Origin of the sequence: Arthrobacter sp. AL05 (genome assembly GCF_029960715.1) — a bacterium.
Classification (GTDB): domain Bacteria; phylum Actinomycetota; class Actinomycetes; order Actinomycetales; family Micrococcaceae; genus Arthrobacter.
Window position 1 is genome coordinate 87,738 of record NZ_JASBRC010000007.1, and the last position, 23,558, is coordinate 111,295.

Here is a 23,558-nt window from a genome sequence, read left to right on the forward strand (position 1 = left end):
CGCAGCCCGTTAGTACACTCTGTGCATGAGTGAGACTGCCGCCAACGCCGTAACCCTGCGCTTCCTTGCAGCTCCGACCGACGTCGGGCACAGCGGTTCGGTCGACGCCGGCACGGTGCTCGAGTGGGTGGACAAGGCGGCTTACGCCGCCGCGGTCGGCTGGGCACAGTCCTACTGCGTAACCGCCTACGTGGGCAACATCCACTTCGCGAACCCGGTCAACAGCGGGGACATGGTTGAGGTCACTGCCACGATCGTCTACACCGGCCGGTCCTCCATGCACATCCGCACAGTGGTGTCCTCGGGCGATGTAAAAGGCGGTCCGGCAACGATGCGCAGCCAGTGTCTGGTGATTTTCGTGGCGGTGGGCGCGGACGGCAAGCCCGTCCCGGTGCCGCAGTTTGAACCGACCGCACCGGACGGGATCGAACAGCGCGACCACGCAGTGGCCCGGATCAAGGTCCGCGAGGAGATCGTGCAGGCGATGAGCGGACAGGAATACACCGACGCCGGCACGGCCGAGAGCGTTGTCCTCCGTTTTGTGGCCGCCCCCACGGATGTGAACTGGGGCGGCAAGGTCCATGGTGGCATCGTTATGAAATGGATCGATGAGGCGGCCTACGTCTGTGCCTCACGCTACTGCGGCATGGACACGGTAGCCGTCTTCTCCGGCGGCGTGAGGTTTTATCGTCCGCTGCTCATCGGCCATGTGGTGGAGGTGGAGGCCCGGCTGGTCTACACCGGAACGAAGGGCATGCATATCGCGGTGCACGTCCGCTCCGGAGACCCCAAGGGACGCGAGCTTCACCTCACAACGTACTGCCTGACCGTGATGGTGGCCCGCGACGAACACGGCACATCCGTCCCGGTCCCGCAATGGGTGCCGGTGTCCGAGGAGGACAATCGGCTGTACGCCCACGCCCGGGCACTGCTGGAGATCCGCGGCCGGGCACCCGGGAACCGGCTGCCCAACCATCTGCTGCCCAGTGGCGGCAGCTAGCTCCTAGAAGCCGCCACCGGCATCCGCCGCCATGTTCGCGAACCTTGAATAGTGGCCCTGGAAGGCGACCACAATGTCTTTTGTGGGGCCGTTACGGTGCTTGGCAATGAGGATGTCTGCTTCGCCGGCACGCGGCGATTCCTTGTCATAGACGTCTTCGCGGTGCAGCAGGATGACCATGTCGGCATCCTGCTCAATGGAGCCGGATTCGCGCAGATCCGAGACCATCGGCCGCTTGTCCTGGCGCTGCTCCGAACCACGGTTCAGCTGCGAGAGCGCAATGACCGGCACCTGCAGTTCCTTGGCCAGCAGCTTCAGCGCGCGGGAGAACTCGGAAACTTCCTGCTGGCGGGACTCCACCTTCTTGCCGGAGCTCATCAGCTGCAGGTAGTCGAGGATAACGAGCTTGAGATCGTGCTGCTGTTTCAGCCGGCGGCACTTGGCCCGGATTTCCATCAATGACATGTTGGGGCTGTCATCGATGAAGAGCGGAGCGTCATTCATCCGGCCCATCGTGGTGGCGATCTTGGACCACTGCTCGTCCTTGATCGTGCCCTTGCGCAGATCCTGCAGGCCGATTGTGGCCTCCGCTGACAGCAGGCGCATGGCGATCTCGTTCCGGCCCATTTCCAGCGAAAACATCACCGTTGCCAGATTGTTCTTGATGGCAGCGGAGCGGGCGAAGTCCAGCGCGAACGTCGACTTACCGACGGCGGGGCGGGCCGCAATGACAATCATCTGACCGGGGTGCAGGCCGTGGGTGAGCTCATCAAGTTCGTAGAAGCCGGTCGGAACGCCGGTCATTCCCTCTTCGCGGTGGCCGGAGGCTTCGATCTCGTCCACCGTGGACTCCATCACGTCCTTGAGGACCACGTAGTCCTCTGCAGTGCGCCGTTCGGCGACGGCGTAGATCTCGGCCTGGGCCTGGTTTACCAGGTCTTCGACCTCGCCGTCCTGGCCGTAGCCAAGCTGGACGATTTTAGTGCCCGCATTGACCAGACGCCGCAGGACGGCGCGTTCACCGACGATTTCTGCGTAGTAGCCCGCGTTGGCAGCGGTGGGAACCGTCTGGATGAGCTCGTGCAGGTAGGCGGGGCCGCCGATTCGGTTGATCTCGCCCCGCTTGGTCAGTTCATCCGAAACGGTGACGGCGTCAGCGGGCTCGCCCCGGCCGTAGAGGTCGATGATGGCCTCGTAGATCGTCTCGTGTGCCGGGCGGTAGAAGTCCACACCACGAAGGATCTCGACGACGTCGGCAATGGCGTCCTTTGACAGCATCATGCCGCCCAGGACGGACTGCTCGGCGGGAATGTCCTGCGGCGGCTTGCGGCTGCCTTCGGCTCCGCGGGTCCCCTCGACTGAGTCCAGATGCGTAACTGACAAAACTGCCGTCCTCCATTGGGTGCCGCGGCGGACCTTCGTTCGCCGGCGGCGTGTATGCCTTTTGGTCTGTGCTGCGGGTTGGCCTCGGCCCGGCCGTTATCCGACGGGTTAAGTCCTATCAACCGGCTCCGACATTTTGTCCGCCTCCCGTACTGCCGGTTTTCCACAGGCCGGATCCAGCCCGGCCGGGCGGAATCCGAAAGAAAGGCAGCATCGGAATCCAGGATCCTAGGCGCGATATCCAGCAACGTTATCCCCCGTCCGGGCAGGCACCAACCCGAAGAGTCTCCACCCCTGTGGATAACCTGTGCACTACCACCCCCTGCTTGTGCACAGCCTGTGGGAACAGCTGTGGATAGAAAAATTCTTTGTCGCATAATCAGCCCCTGACCTGCGTAAACGCAAAAAAGGCCGTGTGGACGTAAAAGAAATACGGCCGGCGTTCATCCACAGTGCGCTAGGTGCGGCTGGGGATAGCGATCGGCACATGAGGCCACACTCCGGCGGAAATATGCGCATTTGGTGATGTTCCTCACCTGGCGGGCTGGATGGGTGCCTCCCGGCACTGATGGTACGCCGGCCACAGAATGTGCTGTGGATAACTGCGATCTGGCATAAGCTCTTCACATGGGCGATGTATTGCTAGTTATACTGCCTGCCCTCATCGTGGCAGCTGTACTTTGGGCGTTTACGACGGCCCTGCGACCACGTGATTTTGGCTTGTCCGACGCGGATCGCTACCAGCAGGAGCTCGCTGTCCGTTCACAGGCCCACTACGCCGCCCAGGTGCAGGCCGCTACTGCCGCCCGGGCCCGGGTGGACGCGGCCACGCGTCCGAGTCAAAACGAACAGCAGCAGTCCCAGCAGGCCGATCATGCCCGCATGGCATTGCGGGCCCAGACCGGATCTGCCCCGGCCGTCGGGCAGCCCGGCTACCAGGGGCCGGTCCTGCCCGGCGGCCAGCTGAATCCACAGTTTGCCCTGCAGCTGCAGTCCCTGGCCCGGAACGGCAAAAAGATCCAGGCCATTAAGTTGCTGCGGCAAGCAACCCAGTCAGACCTTTTGACCGCCAAGAATTACGTAGATCGGCTATAGCTTGATGGAATCCATGCTTATCCCCCTGTTGATCCTGGCGCTCGTCGTCGCCGGCGTCCTGTTGGCCGCCCGCGCCGTCGGCCGGAAGACCAGCGGGTCCCGGGCGGAAACCGCCCCGCGGCCCGGGCGTGATCCGCTGGAACTGGCCCGTAGCTCCGCGGCCAAGCTCAACCAGGAGCAGCACCGCCGCCTCTACGCGCTGATCGCCCAGGGTCAGGCAATGGGAGCCATCAAGCTCTACCTCGAAGCTACCGGGGACGGCCTGCGGGCCTCCCGGGACGCCGTAGGGGCGCTTGCGTCCCACCCACAGCCCTTCCGGCCGGAGGTGCCGGGACAGCAGCCCAGCGAGGACGACGACGACGACGCGCCTCAGCGTTTCGCGTACCGCTACCGTGCGATCGCCAGCAAGGGCGATGTCACCCGCGAGGTCAGCAGCAACATGCTCAACGACGAGATCTACGGCCGAATCCGCACCATGGCCAGAAGCGGCGACCCCGAAGCCGCAGCGGAAGCCCTGACCCGCCACTCCGATATCTCCATCAAGCAGGCCCGCGAGTTCATCGAACTCCTGGAGGACTGACGAACGGTCCGGCGCCGCCCCGCGCACTCACGCGTGAGCAACTACCGGACGCGCCGCTGCTTGGAGCTGCCCGAACGTTTCCGGCAGCGGCCGGAACCCTCTACCGGCTGGAACGCTCTACCGGCGGGCCGAGATACCGGCGAGCAGCTGCTCAAATGGCAGCGTCGCCAGGGCATCCGGCTTCTGGAGCGTCTGTGGGACTTCCAGGAGGCGGGCGAACTCCCCGGCCGCCCGGTCGATCCGGACGGATAGCGGCGATTCGCCGTCGCCGTCTTTTCCCCAGTCCTGGGGCCCGGCGAAGACAGCCGTGCCGGCGATCCGGGTACGGAGGTAGGTGAACAGGGGCCGCATGGCAAAGTCCAGCACCATCTGGTGCCGGTCGGTTCCGGCAGTCGCGCCCAGCAGAACGGCCTTGCCCTCAAGCGACGTGGGATCGAGGACGTCTATGAAGGACTTAAAGAGGCCGCTGTAGGAGGCGCTGAAGACCGGGCTGACGGCGATGATACCCTCCGAGGCCCGGACGCCGGCAATCACTTCGGCCAGCTTTGGCGCGGCGTAGCCGGTCACAAAATTGTTGGCAATGTCCACGGCGAGGTCCCTGAGTTCCAGCACCTCGATATCGACTGCGTATCCTGCGGCGGCGAGCTGGCGCTCGACGGCGGCGGCCAGCTGGTCCGCGAGCAGGCGGCTCGACGACGGGACGCCGAGTCCGGCAGAGAGAACTGTAATGCGGCGGGATTCCACGCGAATGCTCCTCAAGTTGTTATCCGGACCAAACGCCAATTCATGCGTTTGCATCTACTTAGTCAAGCCGTGTGCCTGCTCGTTTATTCCCCGCCGCTCCTGGCCATCCGGTCGGCCCCCTCAGAGCAGGACCATCCCCTCAATGCAGCTCACCGTGTTCCCGCCAATCCAGATGTCGTCCCCCACCGCGTCAATGTGGACCCGCCCGGCCCGGCCCAGCACCGTCCCCTGCGCCACCAGGTAGGACACCGAGGCCCGGCCGCTGCCGATCAGCCACCGGGCGGCACCTGCGTTGAAGCTGCCGGTGACCGGGTCTTCCGGCAAGGCGTCCCCCGGGATAAAGGTCCGCACCTCAAAGCCAACCTCGGAGCCGGCCGGGTGGGGACCGATCACACCGACTTTCAGTCCCGCCAGGGCCAAGTAGTCAGGCCTGAGGCCGAGCACCAGATCCGCCGAATCCAGCAGCACACCGATCCACTCAGGGCCATTGACCAGCCAGGATGCGTCAAGCAGCGCCTCCCGCTCCAGCCTCAGCCCGGCGGCAATACGGCTGAGGACCACCTCGGCCACCGGACCCGATCGGGTCAGCGGCGGCACCGCAAAAGCCAGCCTCCCGCCCTCGCGCTTCACCCTGACCAGTCCGGCCCCCCACTCCTGGACCACCGTCCCGTCCTACCGGGGTTCACCGCCAGCCGCGAGCCAGGCGTGCGCCGAGCCGAGCGTCGGGTGCCCGGCAAAAGGGAACTCTTGGCTGCCGCTGAAGATCCTGATCCGGTAGCTGACAAACGCGGACGGGCCCTGCGAGACTGCACGCATGGCCGCGAATAAGCCCGCAAACATAACCACAGCCACCGGCGCGTCCGTCGAGGAGTTCCTGGCCGCCATCGAGCATCCTGTCAGGCGCCGGGAAGGGCTCCGCTTGCTCTCGGCGATGGCTGAAGCGACAGGTCAGGCTGCCCAGATGTGGGGTCCCGCGATTTTGGGCTTCGGACGGTACCACTACAAATACGAGACCGGCCGCGCAGGGTACGCACCCGCAGTAGGCTTCTCGCCGCGAAAGGCCAGCCTGTCGCTTTAGGGCCGAGCTGCGGGCCGGAGCCGGCCAGCCTGCGGGCCCAGCTGGGGAAGCACAAAACCGGGGCTGGCTGTCTCTACATCACTATGCTCGAGACGTTGACGAGGCAGTGCTGACCGGGCTGGTTCGGGACGGTTACCGTTACGTCACGACCGTATTGCACCGGGACTGAATCTTAACGCAGAAGGCCCCCGCATCCGGTTCCGACAAGGAATCCGAAGGCGGAGGCCTTCCAGTAGTTCGGGAGTGCAGAGCCGTTGAGGGCTACTTGCCTGCGACTACGTCGAGGTCGATCACAGCGGCAACGTCGTTGTGCAGACGGACGTTGGCCTGGTAGGAACCGACCGACTTGATGTGGGTCGGCAGTTCAACCTTGCGCTTGTCGATGCGGCCAAGGCCAGCGGCCTCAACAGCGTCGGCCACGTCGCCTTGCTTGACGGTGCCGAACAGTCGTCCGGTCTCGCCAGCCTTGACAACGAGCTTGACCGGCTTGGCGGAGAGTGCTGCGGCCTGCTTCTGAGCGTCTTCCAGGGAAGCGTGCTCGCGGGCGGCGCGGGCAGTCTTGATTGACTCAACCTGCTTCTCGCCGCCCTTGGACCAGGTCAGAGCGAAGTTGCGGGGCAGCAGGTAGTTACGTGCGTAACCGTCCTTGACCTCGACAACATCGCCTGCAGCACCGAGACCGGTTACTTCGTGGGTCAGAATGAGCTTTGCCATGTTAGTTAATCCCTTCCTTAGCCGCGGCCAGCGCCGGAGTAAGGCAGCAGAGCAACTTCGCGGGCGTTCTTGATTGCCTGGGCGATCTTGCGCTGTTCCTGCACCGTGACGCCGGTGACGCGACGGGCGCGGATCTTTCCGCGGTCGGAGATGAACTTGCGCAGCAATGCTACGTCCTTGTAGTCGATGACAGTGATGTCAGCGGCCTTCAAGGGGTTGGACTTTGGTTTGGGCTTACGGAGTTCAGCCTTAGCCATCGTGGAGCTCCTATTCGATGGAGCCCGTGGATATTGATCCACGGGATGGTGGTGATCCGACGTTGAACAGCACCGGTTCGCCTTGCGGCATCCCGGCAGTGTCCGTCCTCGAACCTTAGATGTTGTTTAGAAGGGAGGTTCGGAGTCCGGGCCGTTGCCCCAGCCGCCGCCTGCATTGCTGACCCCGGGCGTAGCCCAGGGGTCATCCTGCTGTGCGGGCTGGTTGCCGCCCCAGGTTCCGCCTGCGTTGCCGCCGCCCTGGTTTCCACCAGAGCCGCCACCGAAGCCGCCGCCGCTGTTGCCGGCGCCAAAACCACCCTGGGCACCGTTGCCGGCACCACCACCGCCGGAGCGCTGGGTACGGTTGACCTTGGCGTTGGCGTAGCGCAGGCTGGGGCCGATTTCATCGACCTCAAGCTCGATAACGGTGCGCTTCTCGCCTTCTTTGGTTTCGTAGGAACGGCTCTTCAGACGACCGGAAACGATGACGCGCATCCCCTTGGTCAGGGATTCGGCGACATTTTCGGCTGCTTCACGCCATACCGATGCGCGCAGGAACAGGGTTTCCCCGTCCTTCCACTCATTGGACTGGCGGTCGAAGGTGCGGGGAGTAGAAGCGATGGTGAAATTCGCTACGGCCGAACCTGACGGTGTGAACCTCAGCTCGGGGTCACTGGTGAGATTACCGATGACCGTAATAGTGGTTTCGCCTGCCATCTACTGCCTCCTTGTTCGTTCCTGCGGGATGAAGAGTGAAAAGTGGACGCTGAAATTACTCAGCAACAACCTTCTGCACTTCGGGGCGGGTGATCTTGGTGCGCATGATGGTCTCGTTGAGGCTCAGCTGGCGATCAAGTTCCTTGGCGGTACCCGGCTCAGCGGTGAAGTTCACCACGGCGTAGATACCTTCAGACTTCTTCTGGATTTCATAAGCCAGGCGACGACGGCCCCAGATGTCAACCTTTTCGATGGTTCCACCATCGGTCGTGATGACGTTCAGGAACTTCTGAAGCGTTGGCTCAACGGTACGCTCTTCGACCTCGGGGTCGATGATTACCATCAATTCGTAAGGACGCATATGTGAACCCACCTCCTTTGGGCTAAGCGGTTACGGCATTTCCGTAACAGGAGGTTCATTTGCGGTGCCGTGTGCGTGCAACACCCCCGGGGACGGGGGCAGGGCGCAGCACAGACTTCAATAGCTTAGTGCATCGGGACCGGATTCCGCGATTCCATCCCTGTCCAACGTAGGCCCAACCGGCAAGGCCCGGAGATCGGTCCGGAAGCTATGTGGACAACCCTGTGCCATGATCGGGGAATGAACACCGGTTCCCTTATCCGCGGCCACTCCCGTCCGGTCCGGCGCGGCCGGCTGCGGCTGGCGGTGATGCTGCTCGCCGGAGTACTCGGGGCCACGGCGACCGGACTGTCCGGGTACTGGGTGGAGGCCCCGGCGGTCGGCTGGGGCAGCGCCTCACTAACCTATGTTGTGTGGGTCTGGCTGGTGATCGGCCGTTTCGACCCGGACGAAACGCGCGCGCACGCGACCGCGGAGGATCCGGCCCGGAGCACCACTGACCTGCTGATCCTGGCCGCTAACGTCGCCAGCCTCGGGGCGGTGGCCGCCGTCGTCGTTGATTCCCATACCAGCGGCGGCGGATCCCGCTTCGCCGGCGGGCTTCTGGCGCTGGCGTCGGTGGCCCTCTCCTGGCTCTTGGTGCAGACGCTGTTCACGCTGCGGTACGCCGAGCTGTATTACCACCCGGACGGGAAGGCCGGGGCGGCCGTTGGCGGTATCGACTTCAATCAGGAACGCAACCCGCAATACACCGACTTCGCGTACCTCGCCACAAGCCTGGGAATGACTTACCAGGTCTCGGACACTGCCCTGAAGAACCACCGCATCCGGACCGAAGCGCTCAAGCACAGCCTGCTTTCCTACGTCTTTGGCACCGTCATCCTGGCCACGACCATCAACCTCGTGATCAGCCTGGCCTGAGGGTGGCGGCCCGGAGACTGGTCCTGCAGGGTAGAAAAACGAGTACAGGACGTCGAGACTACTCGACTTCGGGCGATGCCCTACTCGACTATCCGCACGGCCTAGTCCCCCGGCAGGGCGACGGATATATTGGCTGTGAGTATCACCATCGGGACGATCCCTCCACGACAGGGTAGCTAGGTGGCTAGCTGTAGCCCCGAATTTGCCGCGGGCAATTCCGGTGGGGCTGTAGTGCGAGTGCCAGCGAACGGCCGCATTTTTGACAGACGGGGACCGCATGCCTGAAGTGTGCCGCAGCGAGCAGGACCTCACCCCCGCCATGCGTATTCTTGTCTACCCCCATGAGCTGGCCATGGGAGGCAGCCAGATCAACGCACTTGAGCTTGCGGGCGCAGTGCGCGATCTGGGACATAACGTGACGGTCTTCGCCACCTCCGGCGTACTGGTCGAGAAGGTGAGGATGCTGAACCTCGAGTACGTCGAAGCGCCGCGGCGCAGATTCGCCGTGGATCCCGCGACCATCCGAAAACTGACAACCACAGTGCGGTCGCGGGGTATTGACGTTGTCCACCCCTATGAGTGGGCACCCAGTATCGATACAGCGTTCGGGCCCGGCCTGCGCCTCGGAACCCCGGCAGTTATGACAGTGCTCTCGATGGACGTCCCGGACTTCCTGCCGCGGCATTTTCCCCTGATTGTCGGCACGCATGCCCTCGCCGTCCAGCAGAATCTCCGGCGCTCCCACGTTCAGGTCATGGAGCCTCCGGTCGACACTGCCCAGAACAAGCCGTCCGTCGTCCCTAATGCCCGGCGCCAGCTCCATATCCCGCCGGATCAGCTGGTCGTCAGCGTAGTTGGCCGGCTGACAACGGACCTGGAAAAATTGCAGGGCGTTGAGGCGGCCATCCGGGTTATGGACAATTTGTCCGAAAGCCGGCCGGTGACCTTGCTGATCGCCGGCGACGGCGAAGGCCTGGCTGACGTAGCTGCGGCGGCCCGGGCGGTCAACCGCCGGCGCGGCCGGGAAGTGGTTCGGGTTTTGGGCAACGTCGGCGACCCCCGGCCGCTCTACGACGCGGCGGATGTGGTTCTTGGGATGGGAAGCTCAGCGTTGCGCGGAATGGCGTATGCCAAACCCCTTATCGTGCAGGGGACAAGGGGTTTCTGGAAACTCGCCAGCCCGGAGACGGCACCCCGGTTCCTGCAGGACGGATGGTTCGGCCACGGCGGTGGCGGCGGGGCGGACTTGACGCAGATTCTCGCCCTCCTCTTGGACAACGAGCAGTTGCGTTCGGAGCTCGGAGCCTTCGGTCGCGAACTGGTTGAACAAAGATTCGGCCTCGATCAAGCGGCACGGAAGCTTGAAGCCACCTACCGTCGCCTGCTGCTGGCACCGCCGGGGGCCCGGCTCAACAGCTCCGTGGTCCGGACCGGCTATGGGGTGGCGAAATTCCGTGCCGTGATGAATTTCAGGCAGCCCAAACCGCCACTCAGCCCCCGCAAGTCACCGGCATGAGGGCCGCCCAGCCCGGACTTGGGCCGCAAATCGGCCGCGGGCTCGCGTGGAGCAGCATCAACAGCCTCGTGCTGCGGCTGGGCAGTTTTGCCGTTGGAATCGTGTTGGCTCGGTTGCTGGCACCTGAACAGTTCGGCGCGTTTGCCATCGCATTAACCGTACAGGCCATCCTTATGACCCTCGCCGATTTAGGCATGAGCGCGGATCTGATCCGCTCGGCGGAGCCCGCACGGAAAGCGCCAACGGTAGCCAGCCTCGGAATTGCTTCGGGAGCATTGCTGGCCGTGACCATGGCTCTTTCGGGCCAGGGTGTAGCCGAATTGCTTGGCAGCCCGGACTCCGGTCCGGTGATCTCGGTCATGGCGGTCTCGTTGTTGCTGGCAGGGGCCGGAGTGGTGCCCTACGCGGCACTGCAACGCCGGTTCGCGCAGAAAGAATTGTTCGGAATTGCGGTCTCGGACTTCGTTGTCGGCACCGCTTTAACGATCATCCTGATTCTGGCCGGCTGGGGCGTAATGGGTCTTGCTGTCGGGCGGCTTGTCTCCCAAAGTGTCGCCTTGGTTTTGCAGTTCATCCTCGCCGGAGAAAAGGTCCGGTTCGGATTCGACCGGTCCGTGGCACCGGAAGTGCTGGCGTTTGGGCTCCCCGTTGCCGGTGCCAACATGCTCTCCTGGGTGCTTTTGAACGTCGACAACGTAGCAATCTCCCGTCTTGCCGGCCCCGTGGCACTTGGTTTCTACTTCCTGGCATTCAACGTCTCCAACTGGCCGATGAGTGCGCTGGGCCAAGTTGTGCGCTCCATCTCCATACCTGCGTTTGCCAGATTGGCCCGAGGGAATACCGACAAGAGTTTCGCGGCGGTCCTGGGTCCAACCTGGGCAGTGTCCCTGCTGGCCGGGCTTATGCTGGCGGTACTGGCGCAACCGGTCATTGAACTGGTCTACGGGACCGTCTGGCTGTCCGCTGTCCCTATCCTTGCCTGGCTCGGGCTCTTCGGAGCCCTGCGCACCCTGTTCGACCTGGCCGCGTCGTATCTACTGGCCAGAGGCGCCTCAAGACCGGTGCTCGTTGTGCAAATCCTTTGGATCGCTGCCCTTATCCCTGCTGTCCTGTTCGGCATTCAGGCCGGAGGAACCCCCGGCGTGGCGATCGCGCACCTGGCGACGGCCGCCGTCGTGGTGTGTCCCGCCTATGCCGTGGCCCTTCGCCGCAGCGGGGCCGATCTCCGGGCCGTGGCCGCCCGCCTGTGGCCACCCCTGGCGGCTGCTGTTCCGGCGGGTGGTGCCGCTATGGCAGCCCTCGGCTGGGCCCCCACACCACTCACGGGACTACTCGCCGGGGGGTTGACCGGCACGGCCGTCTACTCACTTCTGCTGGGCCGCTGGTTTCGGCAGCAGATCCGCGACCTCAGGGGCTGGATGCCGGCCGACGCCGGCGCGGCCCCGTCTCCGGCGCCCGCACCGGAGACGACGACGGCTGCGGGACCACTGTGACGGCAACGATCAGCAAGAAGATCAGAACCCGCCCCTCGCCGGGGGCCGACGGCCCGGCTACTGTCACAGTGGTCATTTCCTGCTACAACTACGGCCGATTCCTTCGTGCCGCGGTGCTCAGCGCCGTCAGCCAGGACGACGTCACCGTTGACGTGATCATCGTCGATGACGCTTCGACGGATGACAGCCGGGACGTGGCGGAACTGCTGTCCGCCGAACATGGCAACGTCCGGGTGTTGACCCACAACACCAACCGTGGCGTCGTCGAAACATTCAACCATGGTGCCAAAGCCGCACGAGGCGAGTTCCTCGTGCGGCTCGATGCTGACGACATGCTGACCCCTGGCTCACTTGGCCGTTCCACTCGGGTGGCCCGCGCTTACCCCTCGGTAGGGCTGGTCTACGGACACCCCATCCACTTCTCCGCCAATGTACTCCCGCCGCCCCGGCTACTCGCATCCGCCTGGACCATCTGGCCGGGCCGGGAGTGGCTGACTGACCGCTGCCGCAGCGGCATCAACGTCATCACCTCGCCCGAGGTCCTGATGCGCAGGTCGGTACTGGAAGAAATCGGCTACCAGGCACAGCTCCGGCACACCCATGACATGGAGCTCTGGTTCCGCCTCTCCGCCTTCGCTGACGTCGCCTACATCCACGGGGCCGATCAGGCCTGGCATCGCGAGCACAGCGAAAGCCTCTCCGCCCGCGAGGTCAACGTCTTCGTGGATCTGCAGGAGCGACGGGAAGCTTTCGACGTACTTTTTGCCGGCCCTGCCGGCTCGATCGCCGAAGCCGGCGAGCTGCGGCGGTGCGCCACCCGGGCGCTGGTCGAGGAAGCCCTGAAGACCGCTCGACGCGAACTCGACCGAGGCGCCGGACAGACAGATCTGTTCCGGTCCAGCCGTGAGCTCGCCCGGGAACTGGCCCCCGGAGTGGTTGGCACCACCGCATGGACTCGTCTGGCGCTGCGCCCGGGCCAGACTTCCCGGTCCGCGCGATTCACCGCTGCCGCACTGGCCCGGCGCATGGCGGCGCGATTGAGATCCGAGCTCCAATGGCGGCGCTGGCACAGGACTGGAGTGTACTGATGACTGTTGAGGATGCCGCCAGAGCCGAGCTGACCGTCCTGACCCCGAGCTACGGACCCGACGCGGAGTTGTGCGCTGACCTGAACCGGTCCGTGATGGAGTTGACCGACGACGTCGAACACCACATCGTTGTCCCGTGCGGGGACCGGAAACACTTCAGCAGCATGGAAGGGGGCCGGACGTTTGTCCACGATGTCGGTGAGTTCCTGCCGCGCCGCCTGGTCAAGATACCGGGCGCCAACGCCTGGGTGAACGCCCTGCGCCCCTGGCCACCAGTGCGCGGCTGGATCGCCCAGCAACTGGTCAAATTGTCCGCTGCCGCCTCCTTCACCACCCGGGGAGTGCTACTGGTGGATTCCGACATGGTGCTCATCCGCAGGACGTCCCTGGAGTCCTTTATGGTGAACGGGAGGCCTGCAATGTACCGCAACCCCGGGGCGGTCCACGCCGGGCTGCCCCTGCACCGCACCTGGCACGAAACTTCCCGGTCACTCTTGGGACTGGCACCGCCGCCGGCCGAAAACCTTCCGGATTACATCAGCTGGCCGTGCCTCTGGAACCCCGCAATCGTCCGGGACCTGTTGTCCGCAGTGGAAGAAAACACGGGTCTGAACTGGACCACTGCAATCGGCAGTCAACTCCGCTTCTCCGAAATGATCCTCTACGGAGTGTATGTGGACGAGGTGCTCGGAGGTGCGGAGTCAACGACCTCGCGGATGAAAAGCGTCGTCTACTCGGAAGAGCGCCCCTTGAATCCTGCCGGACTGGCTGAATTGCTGGCAGCGGTCAGCTCCGACGATCTTGCCATCATGATTTCGGCCAAGTCGGGAACCAGGCTCCACCACCGCCGCCAAGCCGTTGCAAACGTCCGGGGGACACTGGCCGGCGAACGGGAGCAGGGCTGATGATGCGGCCCAGAGGGCGGCTGGCCCAGCTGGCCACCAGGCTGAAGCGGGACGGCCCCGGCGAAGTTTTTCGCCGCGGAACACGGAAGATCGCCCAGAAGGCCGGCGACCGGCTGGGGTGGGCCGAGCTGGATTTCCCCCTCCGGACAGAGGACATTACGGATCCGGAAACCCGCCGGGTTCCTTCCCACTATCCCGTCCGGGACGGCGCCCTTGAAATCGGCTGGGTCTGCACACCGCCCGGGGCCGGATCCGGCGGGCACACAACCCTGTTCCGCATGGTTGAAGGATTGGAGCGCCGCGGACACAGCTGCACCCTGTTCCTTTACGACGTTAACGCCGACGACGTCGCTCGCCATGAGGAAGTTATTCGGCGGTGCTGGCCCGGGATGAAAGCAGCCATCAGGTCAGCTACACCCAGCATCGACGGGGTCGACGCGGTTGTGGCCAGTTCCTGGCAGACGGCTCATGTGGTGGCGTCCCGGGTGCGGGGCCCGATTCGCCTCTTCTACCTTGTACAGGACTACGAACCCTATTTTTATCCTCGCGGTTCGCTGTACACCCTCGCAGAAATGTCATACCACCTGGGCCTCGAGTTGATTGCGCTCGGCGACATGGTAGCAGCGCAGCTTCAGCACGAATCAGGCATCGTGCCGGCGTTGACGGTCCCGTTTGGCTGCGATACCGGGGTGTACCGGATCCTGGAGGATGCCCGCGGCCGGCCGCGAAGCGGCGTGGTTTTTTACGCCAAGCGGAACACCGACCGCAGGGGATACGCTCTCGGCAAGTTGGCGCTGGAACTCTTCCACCATATGCACCCGGAGGTGGAGATCCATGTCTATGGCGACCGCGTGGCGAACTGGCGTATTCCTGTCACGAGTCATGGGAATCTTCCGCCAGTTGAACTGAATGAACTCTACAACCGCACCAAAGCCGGTCTGGTGATGTCGTTTACGAATATCTCCTTGGCTGCCGAAGAACTCCTGGCTGCAGGCTGCAGGCCCGTCCTGAATGACTCCGCCATGGCACAAGCCGATCTTCCCGGCGCCGGTGCCGTCTGGGCCCGGCCAACCCCGGCGGCCCTGGCCGGCGCACTCTCTTTGCTGGTCGCAGGTCCGGAGTGGAAAGCTGCGCCCGGGGTCCGGCAGGGCTGGGACCACACCCAGGCGATGGTGGCGGACAGTCTTGAATCGGCGTGCAGGGGAGACCTGAACGCCACATAAGCCGGCCGCACTGGTCCTGCCGGGGCCCTCGCCGGCCGCCGCTAAGGAGCGCTGTGGGGCCCGCCCACGCTACTCTGGCTCGCGGACGTTGACGTCGCGTACGGTTCAGTGCTCCCTTCCGGGCTGCCGGCTGAACGTCTCCTGCCGCCGCGAGTGGCGGGCGCCTGGCCGCGGGTGGCGGGCGCCTGGCCGCGGGTGGCGGGTGCCTGGCCGCGGCCCTGCCCTGGTACTCGTGTGCTCTCCGGGCCCCTTGAGGCCTTGTGAATGCCAGCGGATGGATCAGGGATGCGGAGGCCGTCCGCTGGTGGCGGCCCGGCTGGCCCGTCCCCGGCGGCTGGGGACGCTGCCTTGCGGGCGGCCCGCTTTCTTCCCGCCACCTCCACCACTCGGGCGAGGGACACCGCGCCGAAGACCAGAATCGCGCCCACCAGAAAAACGATGATCGCTGCCCGCAGGCGGTTTGAGTACAGCTCGGTGGCACGGTCCGGCTTCGAGACCATCAGCGGGGCGAAGTAATACGTCTTGTCCGCCCCATTGATGCTCTGCATTTCCAGGAGATTGGATTCCAGTAGCTGGCCCAGGGCTTCGGTGGTCGCGACGGCCTGCTGTGCTGAGTCGCCAACGCCCCTGATGTCCACCACAAACCCGTTGCCCCCGAGGCCGCGGCTCACGGCGTATTCATTGCCGAGCCCTGCCGATTGCAGCTTGTCCCCCACGGCCAGAGAGTTGAGCCTGGTGATCAGCACATCGATGACCAGGGCAGGGTCTGCTGACCGCAGGTAGGGATTGTCCTTATTCACGAGTCCAAGTTCCGGTTTCTTTTGGATGTCTTCGCTCGTCGGGACGATCGGATTCACCACCGCGTAGCTCATGCTCGCCTCATACGACCTCGGACCGAACTGGTAAACATATCCCGCGGCCAGGAGCGTAAGCAGCACAACAGGAAGGACGAAGAACTTATGGTGCCACAACGTTTTGAGCACAGCCAGGGGATCCATTAGTTGTCTCCATTTCGCGCAGTTGGGCCGTTCTTGGGCAAACTATCCGGTGGCGCCGCGACGTCAACGACCGCCAGAACCTTTGTCTCGCGCTTGACGAGGATCCAGACGGCTCCGCCGAGGCCAACGAACAGCGGGTAGACAAGCGCAAAGACCGGAAATGAGAGGGAGTCGAACCCCAAAGAGCAGACACCCGCGACGAGTCCCGCCGCCGCGATGGCACCGGCCAGGCATTTCAGCGACTGGGTCCGGGCAACCCGGGCTGCCTGCACAGCGGCCAGACCCGGGAGCAACAGGTAGAGGACCACTGCGAGCAGTCCCACCAATCCGAGGGTTACCGCGGTATTCAGGTATTGATTGTCGAGAATGAATACAGCGTTTTGCGGCACGTAGTTTCCGGGTCCCGTCCCGAAGATGGGACGCTCCTCGAACATGGCGGCCACCAGGGGATAGTTATTGGTCCTGTTGCTGATCGAGGGGTCGGACTCACCGACGCTGACGCTCTCGCTGATCGTACTGACCAGACCAGGAACGGTCAGGAAGAGTCCCGCGAGCACCACCGGCAGAATCAGGCTCAGCCAGCGCCGGGCCCCCCTCGGCAGGAACGGCAGGAACGTCAACATGCCCACCGTCAGGCCAAGGACTCCTGAGCGCGACACCGTGGACGCCACAGCAAAGACCAGGAGCGCAGTGACTCCCCAATGGATCCATTTGCGGCCGACGGGATCGTAGAGCCCGCGCCAGATCGACAGCGGCAGCAGCATCGCCGTGACCACGGCGAGCTCAATGGAGTGAAAAGTACTGCCGGACACCCGCATCAGGGCGCCTCGCGCTTGGAACGGCGTATCACCGCCATTGTAGGTAAAGCCGGGCATGGCGGCCTGGATCCATTCCATCGGGTTCACCCGGAAGTAGAACTGGACCACGGCCACCAGGCAACAGAAGACGCCGCCCGCGAGCAGGGCCCTGACCAGCACCAATGCGTGGGTGACGGTTCGGATCTGTTCGGTGGTGACCAGGACGATCCCTGCGCTGGCTGCCAACAGGATCAGCCATCTGTCCGCCGAAGCCCGAACAACAGGGGTGCTGCCCCCGGTCCAGCCGGATACGAGCCCGATATAGGACAGGCACGACGCCAGGATCAGCGCGCCCAGGGCAAGCCGTCCCGGATGCCGGAAGCCCACGGGGTCATGCAGGCCGAGCAGGAAAGAGACCACCCACAGCACAAAGAGCCCGGCCGATAGCAACAGCGGCACGGTCCCGGCCGCCCCCAGCCCGCCCAAGACCATGCTTGAGGGAAAGAAAAACACGCCAAACGCGACCATTCGGAGGAGCAGCGGCGGGTGGCCCTTTGGCGCCGGGGATATCTCGAAGTCGGCCAGCGCGGAGGATTGGCGTGGTGACGCGCCGGATCTTCGCTCCGGAATTCGGACAGTACCGGCCATTCACTTCCCCAACCTACCTAGAGGACCGCCGGGTCACTACAACGCCAGTGCCCGTCTTTTCTGACACTAGCCCTTGGGCCGCGCCGGAAACAGTACTTTTCCGAAAACGTCTTTACCGATTCCGGCTGTGCCGGAGGCAGTAATTTAGTAGGATGGCGCACAGGCCCGCCCTGCCGGACCTTCCCCACGAAGACCTTCAAAGTTTGAAGGGGTTCCCATGGCATTCGGATATCTGGTCCCTGAGTTTCCGGGGCAGACCCACAGTTTCTTCTGGCGTGAAGTGGCCGCACTGCGGACCTTGGGAATGGAGCCGGAACTGATCTCCACCCGCCGCCCCAAAGGGGGGAGGGTGAGCCATGGCTGGGCCGGGGGCGCGGAAAATGAGACGTACTACCTCGTGCCACCCTCACCGGCAACCCTCGTCCTTGCCTCAGCAACCCTGCTAAGAGGACTGATGTCCGGCCGGGCGCCCGCCCTCCGGTGGTCGGTCAGGGAATACCGAGCTGGGCGTGCACCGGCGGTCGGACTGCGCCGGCAGGTCATGGGCGCACTCTACCTGGCCGCGCTTGTCCTTGCCGCTGCCGATCTGGTCCGGGTTTCCCGGAGCAGGGCCTGGACGCATATCCACGTCCACTCCTGCGCGGACGCCGCACAGATAGCACTCTTTGCCCACCGCCTCTCAGGCCTCCCCTACAGCCTGACGCTTCACGGTCCGCTGGCCGATTACGGGCCCAATCAAGCCGACAAGTGGCAAAATGCCGCTTTCGCCGTGGTCATCACCAAGGGGCTACTCCGGGACATTGGCCAGCAGCTCGGCGCGGCGCTTCCAGGCAGGGTTGAAATCGCGCCCATGGGGGTCGACACCACAAATTTCATCAGGCGGACCCCTTATGAACCCTGGACGGGCGCGGGACCCGCCAGGATATTCAGTTGCGGGCGGCTCAACCCCAGCAAAGGCCACAAAGACCTCGTCGCCGCGGTCCGATTGCTGGCGGACGCGGGAATAGACGCACGGCTCGTGGTTGCCGGCGAGGACGAAGTTGGCGGAACCGGATACCGGCTTGAGCTTGAGCGGTTCATCACCGAGTTGGACTTGGCTGGCAGGATCACGCTCCTCGGGGCCGTATCCGAAGAAGTCATCCGATCCGGACTTGAGGAGGCACACGTTTTTGCCCTCGCGAGCCATGCCGAGCCGCTGGGGGTAGCAATCATGGAGGCTATGTCATTGTCCGTCCCCGTGGTCGTTACCGGCGCTGGGGGCGTCCCGGAGTTGGTGCAGGACCAGCAGAGCGGCCTTCTGGTCGCCGCCAACGATGCCGTCCGGCTCGCGGCCGCCGTCGCCCTTGTGCTGAACTCCCCGGATCTGGCCAGCCGCCTGGGCGCTGCAGGTCGGCAGCGCGTGGCGGAGCGGTTTGACAGCACCCGCAGCGCCGCAATCCTGGCCCAACTCATCCGAGGGGTATAGCCCGTGAAAATTAGCCCAGAACGCTCCCACGCGGTCTTGACCGCCGCCTTTTGTCTGGCGATCGCGCTGCTCTTCAGCGGCAGTGGAGCGCCACCCGGGGAATCTCTGGCGGCGAACGCCACGACACCCGCGGATGATGCTGCGGCCAAGGGCCTCCGTGCAGTCGATGGCGGGGCTGGTTTCTACGGCGGATTCGAGAACCCACTGCCTGCCACCCCGGACTACTTCCCGCTTGGTGTCTGGCTGGAAAGCGTCCTGGAGCCGGGCGACATAGAAATGGACAAAAGCGTCGGGCTGAACACCTACGTGAACTTGACTGCGAACTCCGACACCGCCCTGCTGCAGCCCGGCGGTGTCCACGCTGTGACGAGCGAACCCTCGCCATGGAGCTCGGGCCTGGTCCTTGCCGACGAACCCGACATGTGGGCGGGGCCGGGGTCCTCCAAATGGACCGGAAAGTGGCCCGGGCAGGGGGAGGTCTGCAACCCCGCGGGAGTGCCCTGTGGCTATTCTGTGCAGCGGAAGCTCTCTGCAGCTATTGCCGACGGAACCATGACGTATGCCAACTACGGCAAGGGCGTCAGCTTCTGGGAGACCGATGAAGAAGCGTCGGTCTTCGTCAATGAATTCCAGGACGTGGTTTCGGTCGACAACTACTGGTTCACCGACCCCAACATCTGCGGCCAAGGGGAGGGTGGCGGAAGGCTGGGCGGGGGACGCAACCTGACGGACCTGGAATGCCGGCTGGGCGCCAATTATGGCTGGACAGTTGACCGGGTCCGATCCCTGGTCCGGCCGGCCGGCAGCAAACCGGTGTGGGCCTTTGTGGAACTAGGGCATCCGGCGGGCGAGGCCAAAGCCCCCACCATCACCGGCCCGCAAATCAGGGCCGCCGTCTGGAGCAGCCTGATCCACGGCGCACGGGGAATTGTCTATTTCAACCACAGCTTCGGCGGCCCGTGCCAATCCTTCCACATCCTCCGGGAATCATGCGGTGACGAGATAAGGCCCTGGGTGACCTCCGTCAACCAACAAATCACCGTCCTGGCACCGGTGCTCAACGCGCCGTTCCTGGACGGTGCCCTGACCCGGACTGCGGGCGTCGACACGGCCGTGAAAGTACTCGACGGCGACCTCTACATCTTCGCGGGCTCGGCGCAGGCACAGGCACAGCATGCTGAACTCACTCTGGGGTGCCTGCGTGGCGCGGATTTCACCGCCGCGGTGCTGGACGAGGACCGCACGGTGCACGTCAGCAACGGCACCATACGGGACACGTTCAAGGACGGCAACGCGGTCCACCTCTACCGAATCAACGGGGCCGCCGCTTCCTGCCTGCCCTAACGGCCGCAGGATTACAGGGTTACACCTTGAGCGACTACGCCGCGGTGCGGAAGAACAATTCCGTCACCCTCGCAAGCCGGTAAGGATCGTCCACGCCGCAGAGCTCCCGGGCCGAGTGCATCGAAAGCAGTGGCACACCGACGTCGACCGTCCGGATACCGAGTCGGGTGGCGGTCAACGGACCGATGGTGGAGCCGCAGGGCATCTCGTTGTTGGAGACGAACTCCTGGTACGGGATGCCGGCGTCCGCGCAGAGCCGCGACCAAAGAGCTGCGCCGGTTGCGTCCGTTGCGTAGCGCTGATTCGCGTTGATCTTCAGCAGCGGGCCGCCGTTCAGCGCCGGCCGGTTGGCCGGATCGTGCCGTTCAGCATAATTGGGGTGGACGGCGTGACCGGCGTCGGCGGAGACGCAAAATGACGCGGCGAAGGCCTGCCGCCGCTGGCTCGCAGAAGCCCCCAGACCGTCGGAAATGCGCACCAGGATGTCCTCAAGGAGGGGCCCGCTGGCACCGGAGCGGGAGGCGGAGCCGATCTCTTCATGGTCAAACGCGGCCAGCACGGCAATCGGCGACCCGGCCGGGAGGGGCGCGGCGGCGTGGGCGATCAGGGCCGTGAGCCCGGCGTGGGTTGCGGACAGGTTATCCAGCCGGCCGGACGCGAAGAACTCGTCTTTCGCGCCGAACACTGCCGGGGCCTGGGTATCGGCAATGACAACGTCGTAGCCGCCGATCTGGGCAGCGTCCACGTCGGCACCGGCAACCCGGTCCGCGAGCAGGCCCAACAGGTCTTCCCCTGCCGGATCGCCGAGCCCGTACACCGGGTTCATGTGTTGCTGCTTGTCCAGGGCCAGCCCCTCGTTGACGGCACGGTCCAGGTGGATGGCCAATTGGGGGAAACGCAGCAGCGGCCCGGTGGCCGTGAGGTGCTGGCTGCCGTCACGCAGCACGAGGCGCCCTGCGAGCTGCAATTCGCGGTCCAGCCAGGAGTTGAGCAGCGGACCGCCGTAGACCTCGACGCCGGCCTGCAGCCAACCGAACTTGCCCGTCGTGGGTTTGGGCTTGAGCTTAAACGACGGGGAGTCCGTATGGGCGCCCAGAATGTTAAAGGCCGTGGTGGGATGGGCTGTCCCGGGCACCACCCAGGCGATGATGGCTCCGTCGCGGATCACGTAGAACTTCCCTGCGCCGGCGGGCATCTGCCAGGGCTCCCGCTCGTCAAGGGCCGTGAATCCTGCCCCGTTCAGCCGGCGGGCGGCTTCGTGGACGGCATGGAAGCTCGACGGCGACGCGGTGACGTACGCACCAAGGTCCTGGATGTGGGCTGCGGCGTTGGGCTGTGAAGGCATGGCTCCGAGTCTAGCGCCGTGGCCCTGGCGCTGCCGGTAGACGGCGACGACCAGGCCGGCCGCGTAGCCGCCGGGCACTGACCCGATCATGGTGGCCAGTTGGTAGATTTCGCCTGTGTCGCCGAAGACATTGTCCCGTTTCAGCGTGCTCTGCGGGAAGTTCCGGGCGGCGGTTCCCGGCCGGTGGGCATGCCCTCCCTTGGTGAGGCCCGGTGTACATATGTCCATCATGTCCACCCGTGCGCGGCAGAGCTGGACATGTCCCGCGGTGCTGGCCCGCGGGACATGTCCCGCGGTGCTGGCCCGCGGGACACATCCAGCCCACGGACCAGCACCAGGCAGGGGCTTTTGGTGCTACGAGGCGGGGTGCGACCCTGCAGCGGCGTCCTCGAGGGGTACCTCAGACGCTCCCATCTTGACCTCGTCGGCCGCGGTAGCTGCAGGCTTCCCGCCGTTTTTGCGGTAGCGCCACACACCGATACCAACAACAACCGCGGCAAGGGCCAGGGAAAGCAGAAGCGATTCGCGGGTGGACTCCAGGACCACCATGCCGATCAGCAACGCAACAATGCTGATGATTGCCACCCAGGTCAAATAGGGGAAGAGCCACATCTTGAGCTGCAGGTCCTTGGCCGCAGCGCCCATCCTGCGGCGCAGGATCAGCTGCGAGCCGGCGATCACGAGCCACACAAACAAGGCGATCGCACCTGAGGTGTTGACCAGGAACAAGAAGACAGTATCCGGGGCGACGTAGTTCAGGCCAACTGTGACAAAGCCGACCACTGTGGAGGCCAGGACTGCCGCGGCGGGTACGCCGCGCCTGGAGATCCGCATCCAGGACCGCGGGGCATCGCCGCGGCGGGAGAGGGAGAACAGCATCCGGCTGGCGGTGTACAGGCCGGAGTTGAGGCAGGAAAGCACAGAGGTCAGCACCACGATGTCCATAATGGTGCCGGCGCCGGGGATTCCGAAGAGCTCGATGACGGCAACGTACGGGCTCTTGGCCACGGAGGCGGAATTCCAGGGCAGCAGCGTAACCACCACCGCAATGGATCCGATGTAGAAAACGAGAATGCGCCAGACGGTCGATTTCACGGCCTTTTTGACGGCGTCGACAGGGTTTTCGGATTCGCCGGCAGCGATCGTGGCGATTTCAGCACCGAAAAAGGAGAATACAACCACAAGGATGCCTGCCAGCACGGCACCCGGTCCGTTGGGCATAAAGCCGCCGTTTTCAAGCAGGTTGCTCACTCCGGGAGCCGGCACGCCCGGTATAAGGCCCAGGATGGCGGCGATGCCGAATATCAGAAACAGCACAATCGCCGCGACCTTGATGGAGGCGAACCAGAATTCGAATTCACCAAAGGACTTCACCGAGCCCAGGTTGGTCAAGGTCAGGAGCACCATCAGCAGCAGCGCCCAGACCCACTGGTCGATCCCCGGCACCCAGCGGTGCATGATGGCCGCGCCGGCCGTGGCTTCAATGCCAAGGACGATGATCCAGAACCAGGCGTAGAGCCAGCCGATGCTGAACCCGGCCCAGCGACCCAGGGCTTTGTCCGCGTAGGTCGAGAACGAACCAGTTTCCGGGTTGGCAGCGGCCATCTCGCCCAACATCCGCATGACCAGAATAACAACGAGCCCTGCCGCGGTGTAGGCGACCAGGATCCCGGGCCCCGCCTGCTGGATTGCCGCACCGGAGCCGACAAACAGGCCTGCGCCGATCACTCCGGCGATGGCAATCATGGACAAGTGCCTGGGTTTCAGGGACTTGGAGAGCTGCTGGTCAGCCTGCATAAGGCGCCGTCCTTCGGGAATTGTGCGGGTCCGCGGTGGAAGGTAACTATTTGTGTGGCGGACCACATTGACGTTTCACCCTAAACCGG

At 64.4% G+C, this 23,558-nt stretch carries 22 protein-coding genes and 1 pseudogene; 12 read left to right on the forward strand and 11 right to left on the reverse strand.

Annotated features, from left to right (window positions below; all coding sequences use genetic code 11):
• Positions 1-25: 25 nt before the first annotated feature.
• Entirely contained in the window at positions 26-1,000 is a 975-nt protein-coding gene (locus QK287_RS10620) for an acyl-CoA thioesterase (RefSeq protein ID WP_282360021.1), read from the forward strand.
• Positions 1,001-1,003: 3 nt separating this feature from the next.
• Here the strand turns inward: QK287_RS10620 and dnaB are convergent, their stop codons facing one another.
• Complete coding sequence (gene dnaB / locus QK287_RS10625) at positions 1,004-2,383, reverse strand: replicative DNA helicase (protein WP_226775611.1); 1,380 nt, start codon at positions 2,381-2,383, stop codon at positions 1,004-1,006.
• A gap of 627 nt (positions 2,384-3,010) precedes the next feature.
• On the opposite strand from dnaB, the gene QK287_RS10630 reads away from it, so the two are divergent.
• Positions 3,011-3,478 (forward strand): hypothetical protein, encoded by a 468-nt coding sequence (locus tag QK287_RS10630; RefSeq protein ID WP_226775610.1) that lies wholly within the window; start codon positions 3,011-3,013, stop codon positions 3,476-3,478.
• 4 nt (positions 3,479-3,482) lie between these two features.
• The gene (locus tag QK287_RS10635; protein WP_226775609.1) at positions 3,483-4,058 is read left to right on the forward strand and encodes a hypothetical protein; all 576 of its coding nucleotides are present in this window, start codon (positions 3,483-3,485) and stop codon (positions 4,056-4,058) included.
• 117 nt (positions 4,059-4,175) lie between these two features.
• Here QK287_RS10635 and QK287_RS10640 read toward each other — a convergent pair whose 3' ends face one another.
• Positions 4,176-4,802, reverse strand: a complete 627-nt coding sequence (locus QK287_RS10640; RefSeq protein WP_226775608.1) for an FMN reductase — start codon at positions 4,800-4,802, stop codon at positions 4,176-4,178.
• 120 nt (positions 4,803-4,922) lie between these two features.
• Positions 4,923-5,687 (reverse strand): annotated as a pseudogene (locus tag QK287_RS10645) (PhzF family phenazine biosynthesis protein).
• Between QK287_RS10645 and QK287_RS18515 the strand changes: the two are divergent.
• Entirely contained in the window at positions 5,617-5,880 is a 264-nt protein-coding gene (locus tag QK287_RS18515; protein ID WP_348774710.1) for a hypothetical protein, read from the forward strand. The pseudogene QK287_RS10645 and the gene QK287_RS18515 overlap by 71 nt on opposite strands.
• Positions 5,881-6,141: 261 nt before the next feature.
• On the opposite strand, the gene rplI is transcribed toward QK287_RS18515, so the two are convergent.
• The 4 genes from rplI to rpsF form a co-directional block, all read right to left on the reverse strand.
• Complete coding sequence (gene rplI / locus QK287_RS10655; RefSeq protein WP_226775607.1) at positions 6,142-6,594, reverse strand: 50S ribosomal protein L9; 453 nt, start codon at positions 6,592-6,594, stop codon at positions 6,142-6,144.
• Between the two features lie 17 nt (positions 6,595-6,611).
• Complete coding sequence (gene rpsR / locus QK287_RS10660) at positions 6,612-6,851, reverse strand: 30S ribosomal protein S18 (protein ID WP_003800144.1); 240 nt, start codon at positions 6,849-6,851, stop codon at positions 6,612-6,614.
• A 126-nt stretch (positions 6,852-6,977) separates the two neighbouring features.
• Positions 6,978-7,568, reverse strand: a complete 591-nt coding sequence (locus QK287_RS10665) for a single-stranded DNA-binding protein (protein WP_226775606.1) — start codon at positions 7,566-7,568, stop codon at positions 6,978-6,980.
• A gap of 55 nt (positions 7,569-7,623) precedes the next feature.
• A complete protein-coding gene (gene rpsF / locus QK287_RS10670; RefSeq protein WP_226775605.1) occupies positions 7,624-7,929 on the reverse strand; it encodes a 30S ribosomal protein S6 in 306 nt (101 codons plus the stop codon).
• A gap of 240 nt (positions 7,930-8,169) precedes the next feature.
• Here rpsF and QK287_RS10675 point away from each other — a divergent pair, with 240 nt between their 5' ends.
• The 6 genes from QK287_RS10675 to QK287_RS10700 all read left to right on the forward strand — a co-directional run bounded on the left by QK287_RS10675 (position 8,170) and on the right by QK287_RS10700 (position 15,075).
• Positions 8,170-8,850, forward strand: a complete 681-nt coding sequence (locus tag QK287_RS10675; protein WP_226775604.1) for a DUF1345 domain-containing protein — start codon at positions 8,170-8,172, stop codon at positions 8,848-8,850.
• A 277-nt stretch (positions 8,851-9,127) separates the two neighbouring features.
• Positions 9,128-10,366, forward strand: coding sequence for a glycosyltransferase family 4 protein (locus tag QK287_RS10680; RefSeq protein WP_282360022.1), 1,239 nt, complete (start codon positions 9,128-9,130; stop codon positions 10,364-10,366).
• On the forward strand, positions 10,363-11,859 hold the full coding sequence (locus QK287_RS10685) for a lipopolysaccharide biosynthesis protein (protein ID WP_282360023.1): 1,497 nt from the start codon (positions 10,363-10,365) through the stop codon (positions 11,857-11,859). Before QK287_RS10680 ends, QK287_RS10685 begins: the two co-directional genes overlap by 4 nt.
• Positions 11,856-12,947: a glycosyltransferase family 2 protein gene (locus tag QK287_RS10690; RefSeq protein WP_282360024.1), complete on the forward strand. Its 1,092-nt coding sequence runs from the start codon at positions 11,856-11,858 to the stop codon at positions 12,945-12,947. Before QK287_RS10685 ends, QK287_RS10690 begins: the two co-directional genes overlap by 4 nt.
• Positions 12,947-13,852 (forward strand): DUF6492 family protein, encoded by a 906-nt coding sequence (locus QK287_RS10695; RefSeq protein ID WP_226775600.1) that lies wholly within the window; start codon positions 12,947-12,949, stop codon positions 13,850-13,852. The genes QK287_RS10690 and QK287_RS10695 overlap by 1 nt, the downstream gene beginning before the upstream one ends.
• Positions 13,852-15,075, forward strand: a complete 1,224-nt coding sequence (locus QK287_RS10700) for a glycosyltransferase family 1 protein (protein ID WP_282360025.1) — start codon at positions 13,852-13,854, stop codon at positions 15,073-15,075. Before QK287_RS10695 ends, QK287_RS10700 begins: the two co-directional genes overlap by 1 nt.
• Positions 15,076-15,116: 41 nt before the next feature.
• Here the strand turns inward: QK287_RS10700 and QK287_RS10705 are convergent, their stop codons facing one another.
• A complete protein-coding gene (locus tag QK287_RS10705) occupies positions 15,117-16,073 on the reverse strand; it encodes a hypothetical protein (RefSeq protein WP_226775598.1) in 957 nt (318 codons plus the stop codon).
• On the reverse strand, positions 16,073-17,518 hold the full coding sequence (locus QK287_RS10710) for an O-antigen ligase family protein (RefSeq protein ID WP_282360026.1): 1,446 nt from the start codon (positions 17,516-17,518) through the stop codon (positions 16,073-16,075). The genes QK287_RS10705 and QK287_RS10710 overlap by 1 nt, the downstream gene beginning before the upstream one ends.
• 217 nt (positions 17,519-17,735) lie before the next feature.
• Between QK287_RS10710 and epsE the strand changes: the two genes are divergently transcribed.
• Positions 17,736-18,983, forward strand: a complete 1,248-nt coding sequence (gene epsE / locus QK287_RS10715) for an exopolysaccharide biosynthesis GT4 family glycosyltransferase EpsE (protein ID WP_282360027.1) — start codon at positions 17,736-17,738, stop codon at positions 18,981-18,983.
• A 3-nt stretch (positions 18,984-18,986) separates the two neighbouring features.
• Positions 18,987-20,327, forward strand: a complete 1,341-nt coding sequence (locus QK287_RS10720) for a hypothetical protein (protein WP_282360028.1) — start codon at positions 18,987-18,989, stop codon at positions 20,325-20,327.
• 34 nt (positions 20,328-20,361) lie between these two features.
• On the opposite strand, the gene QK287_RS10725 is transcribed toward QK287_RS10720, so the two are convergent.
• Both QK287_RS10725 and QK287_RS10730 read right to left on the reverse strand, forming a co-directional pair.
• Positions 20,362-21,672: a M18 family aminopeptidase gene (locus tag QK287_RS10725; protein ID WP_282360082.1), complete on the reverse strand. Its 1,311-nt coding sequence runs from the start codon at positions 21,670-21,672 to the stop codon at positions 20,362-20,364.
• Between the two features lie 354 nt (positions 21,673-22,026).
• Positions 22,027-23,469 (reverse strand): amino acid permease, encoded by a 1,443-nt coding sequence (locus QK287_RS10730; protein ID WP_282360029.1) that lies wholly within the window; start codon positions 23,467-23,469, stop codon positions 22,027-22,029.
• Between the last annotated feature and the right edge of the window lie 89 nt (positions 23,470-23,558).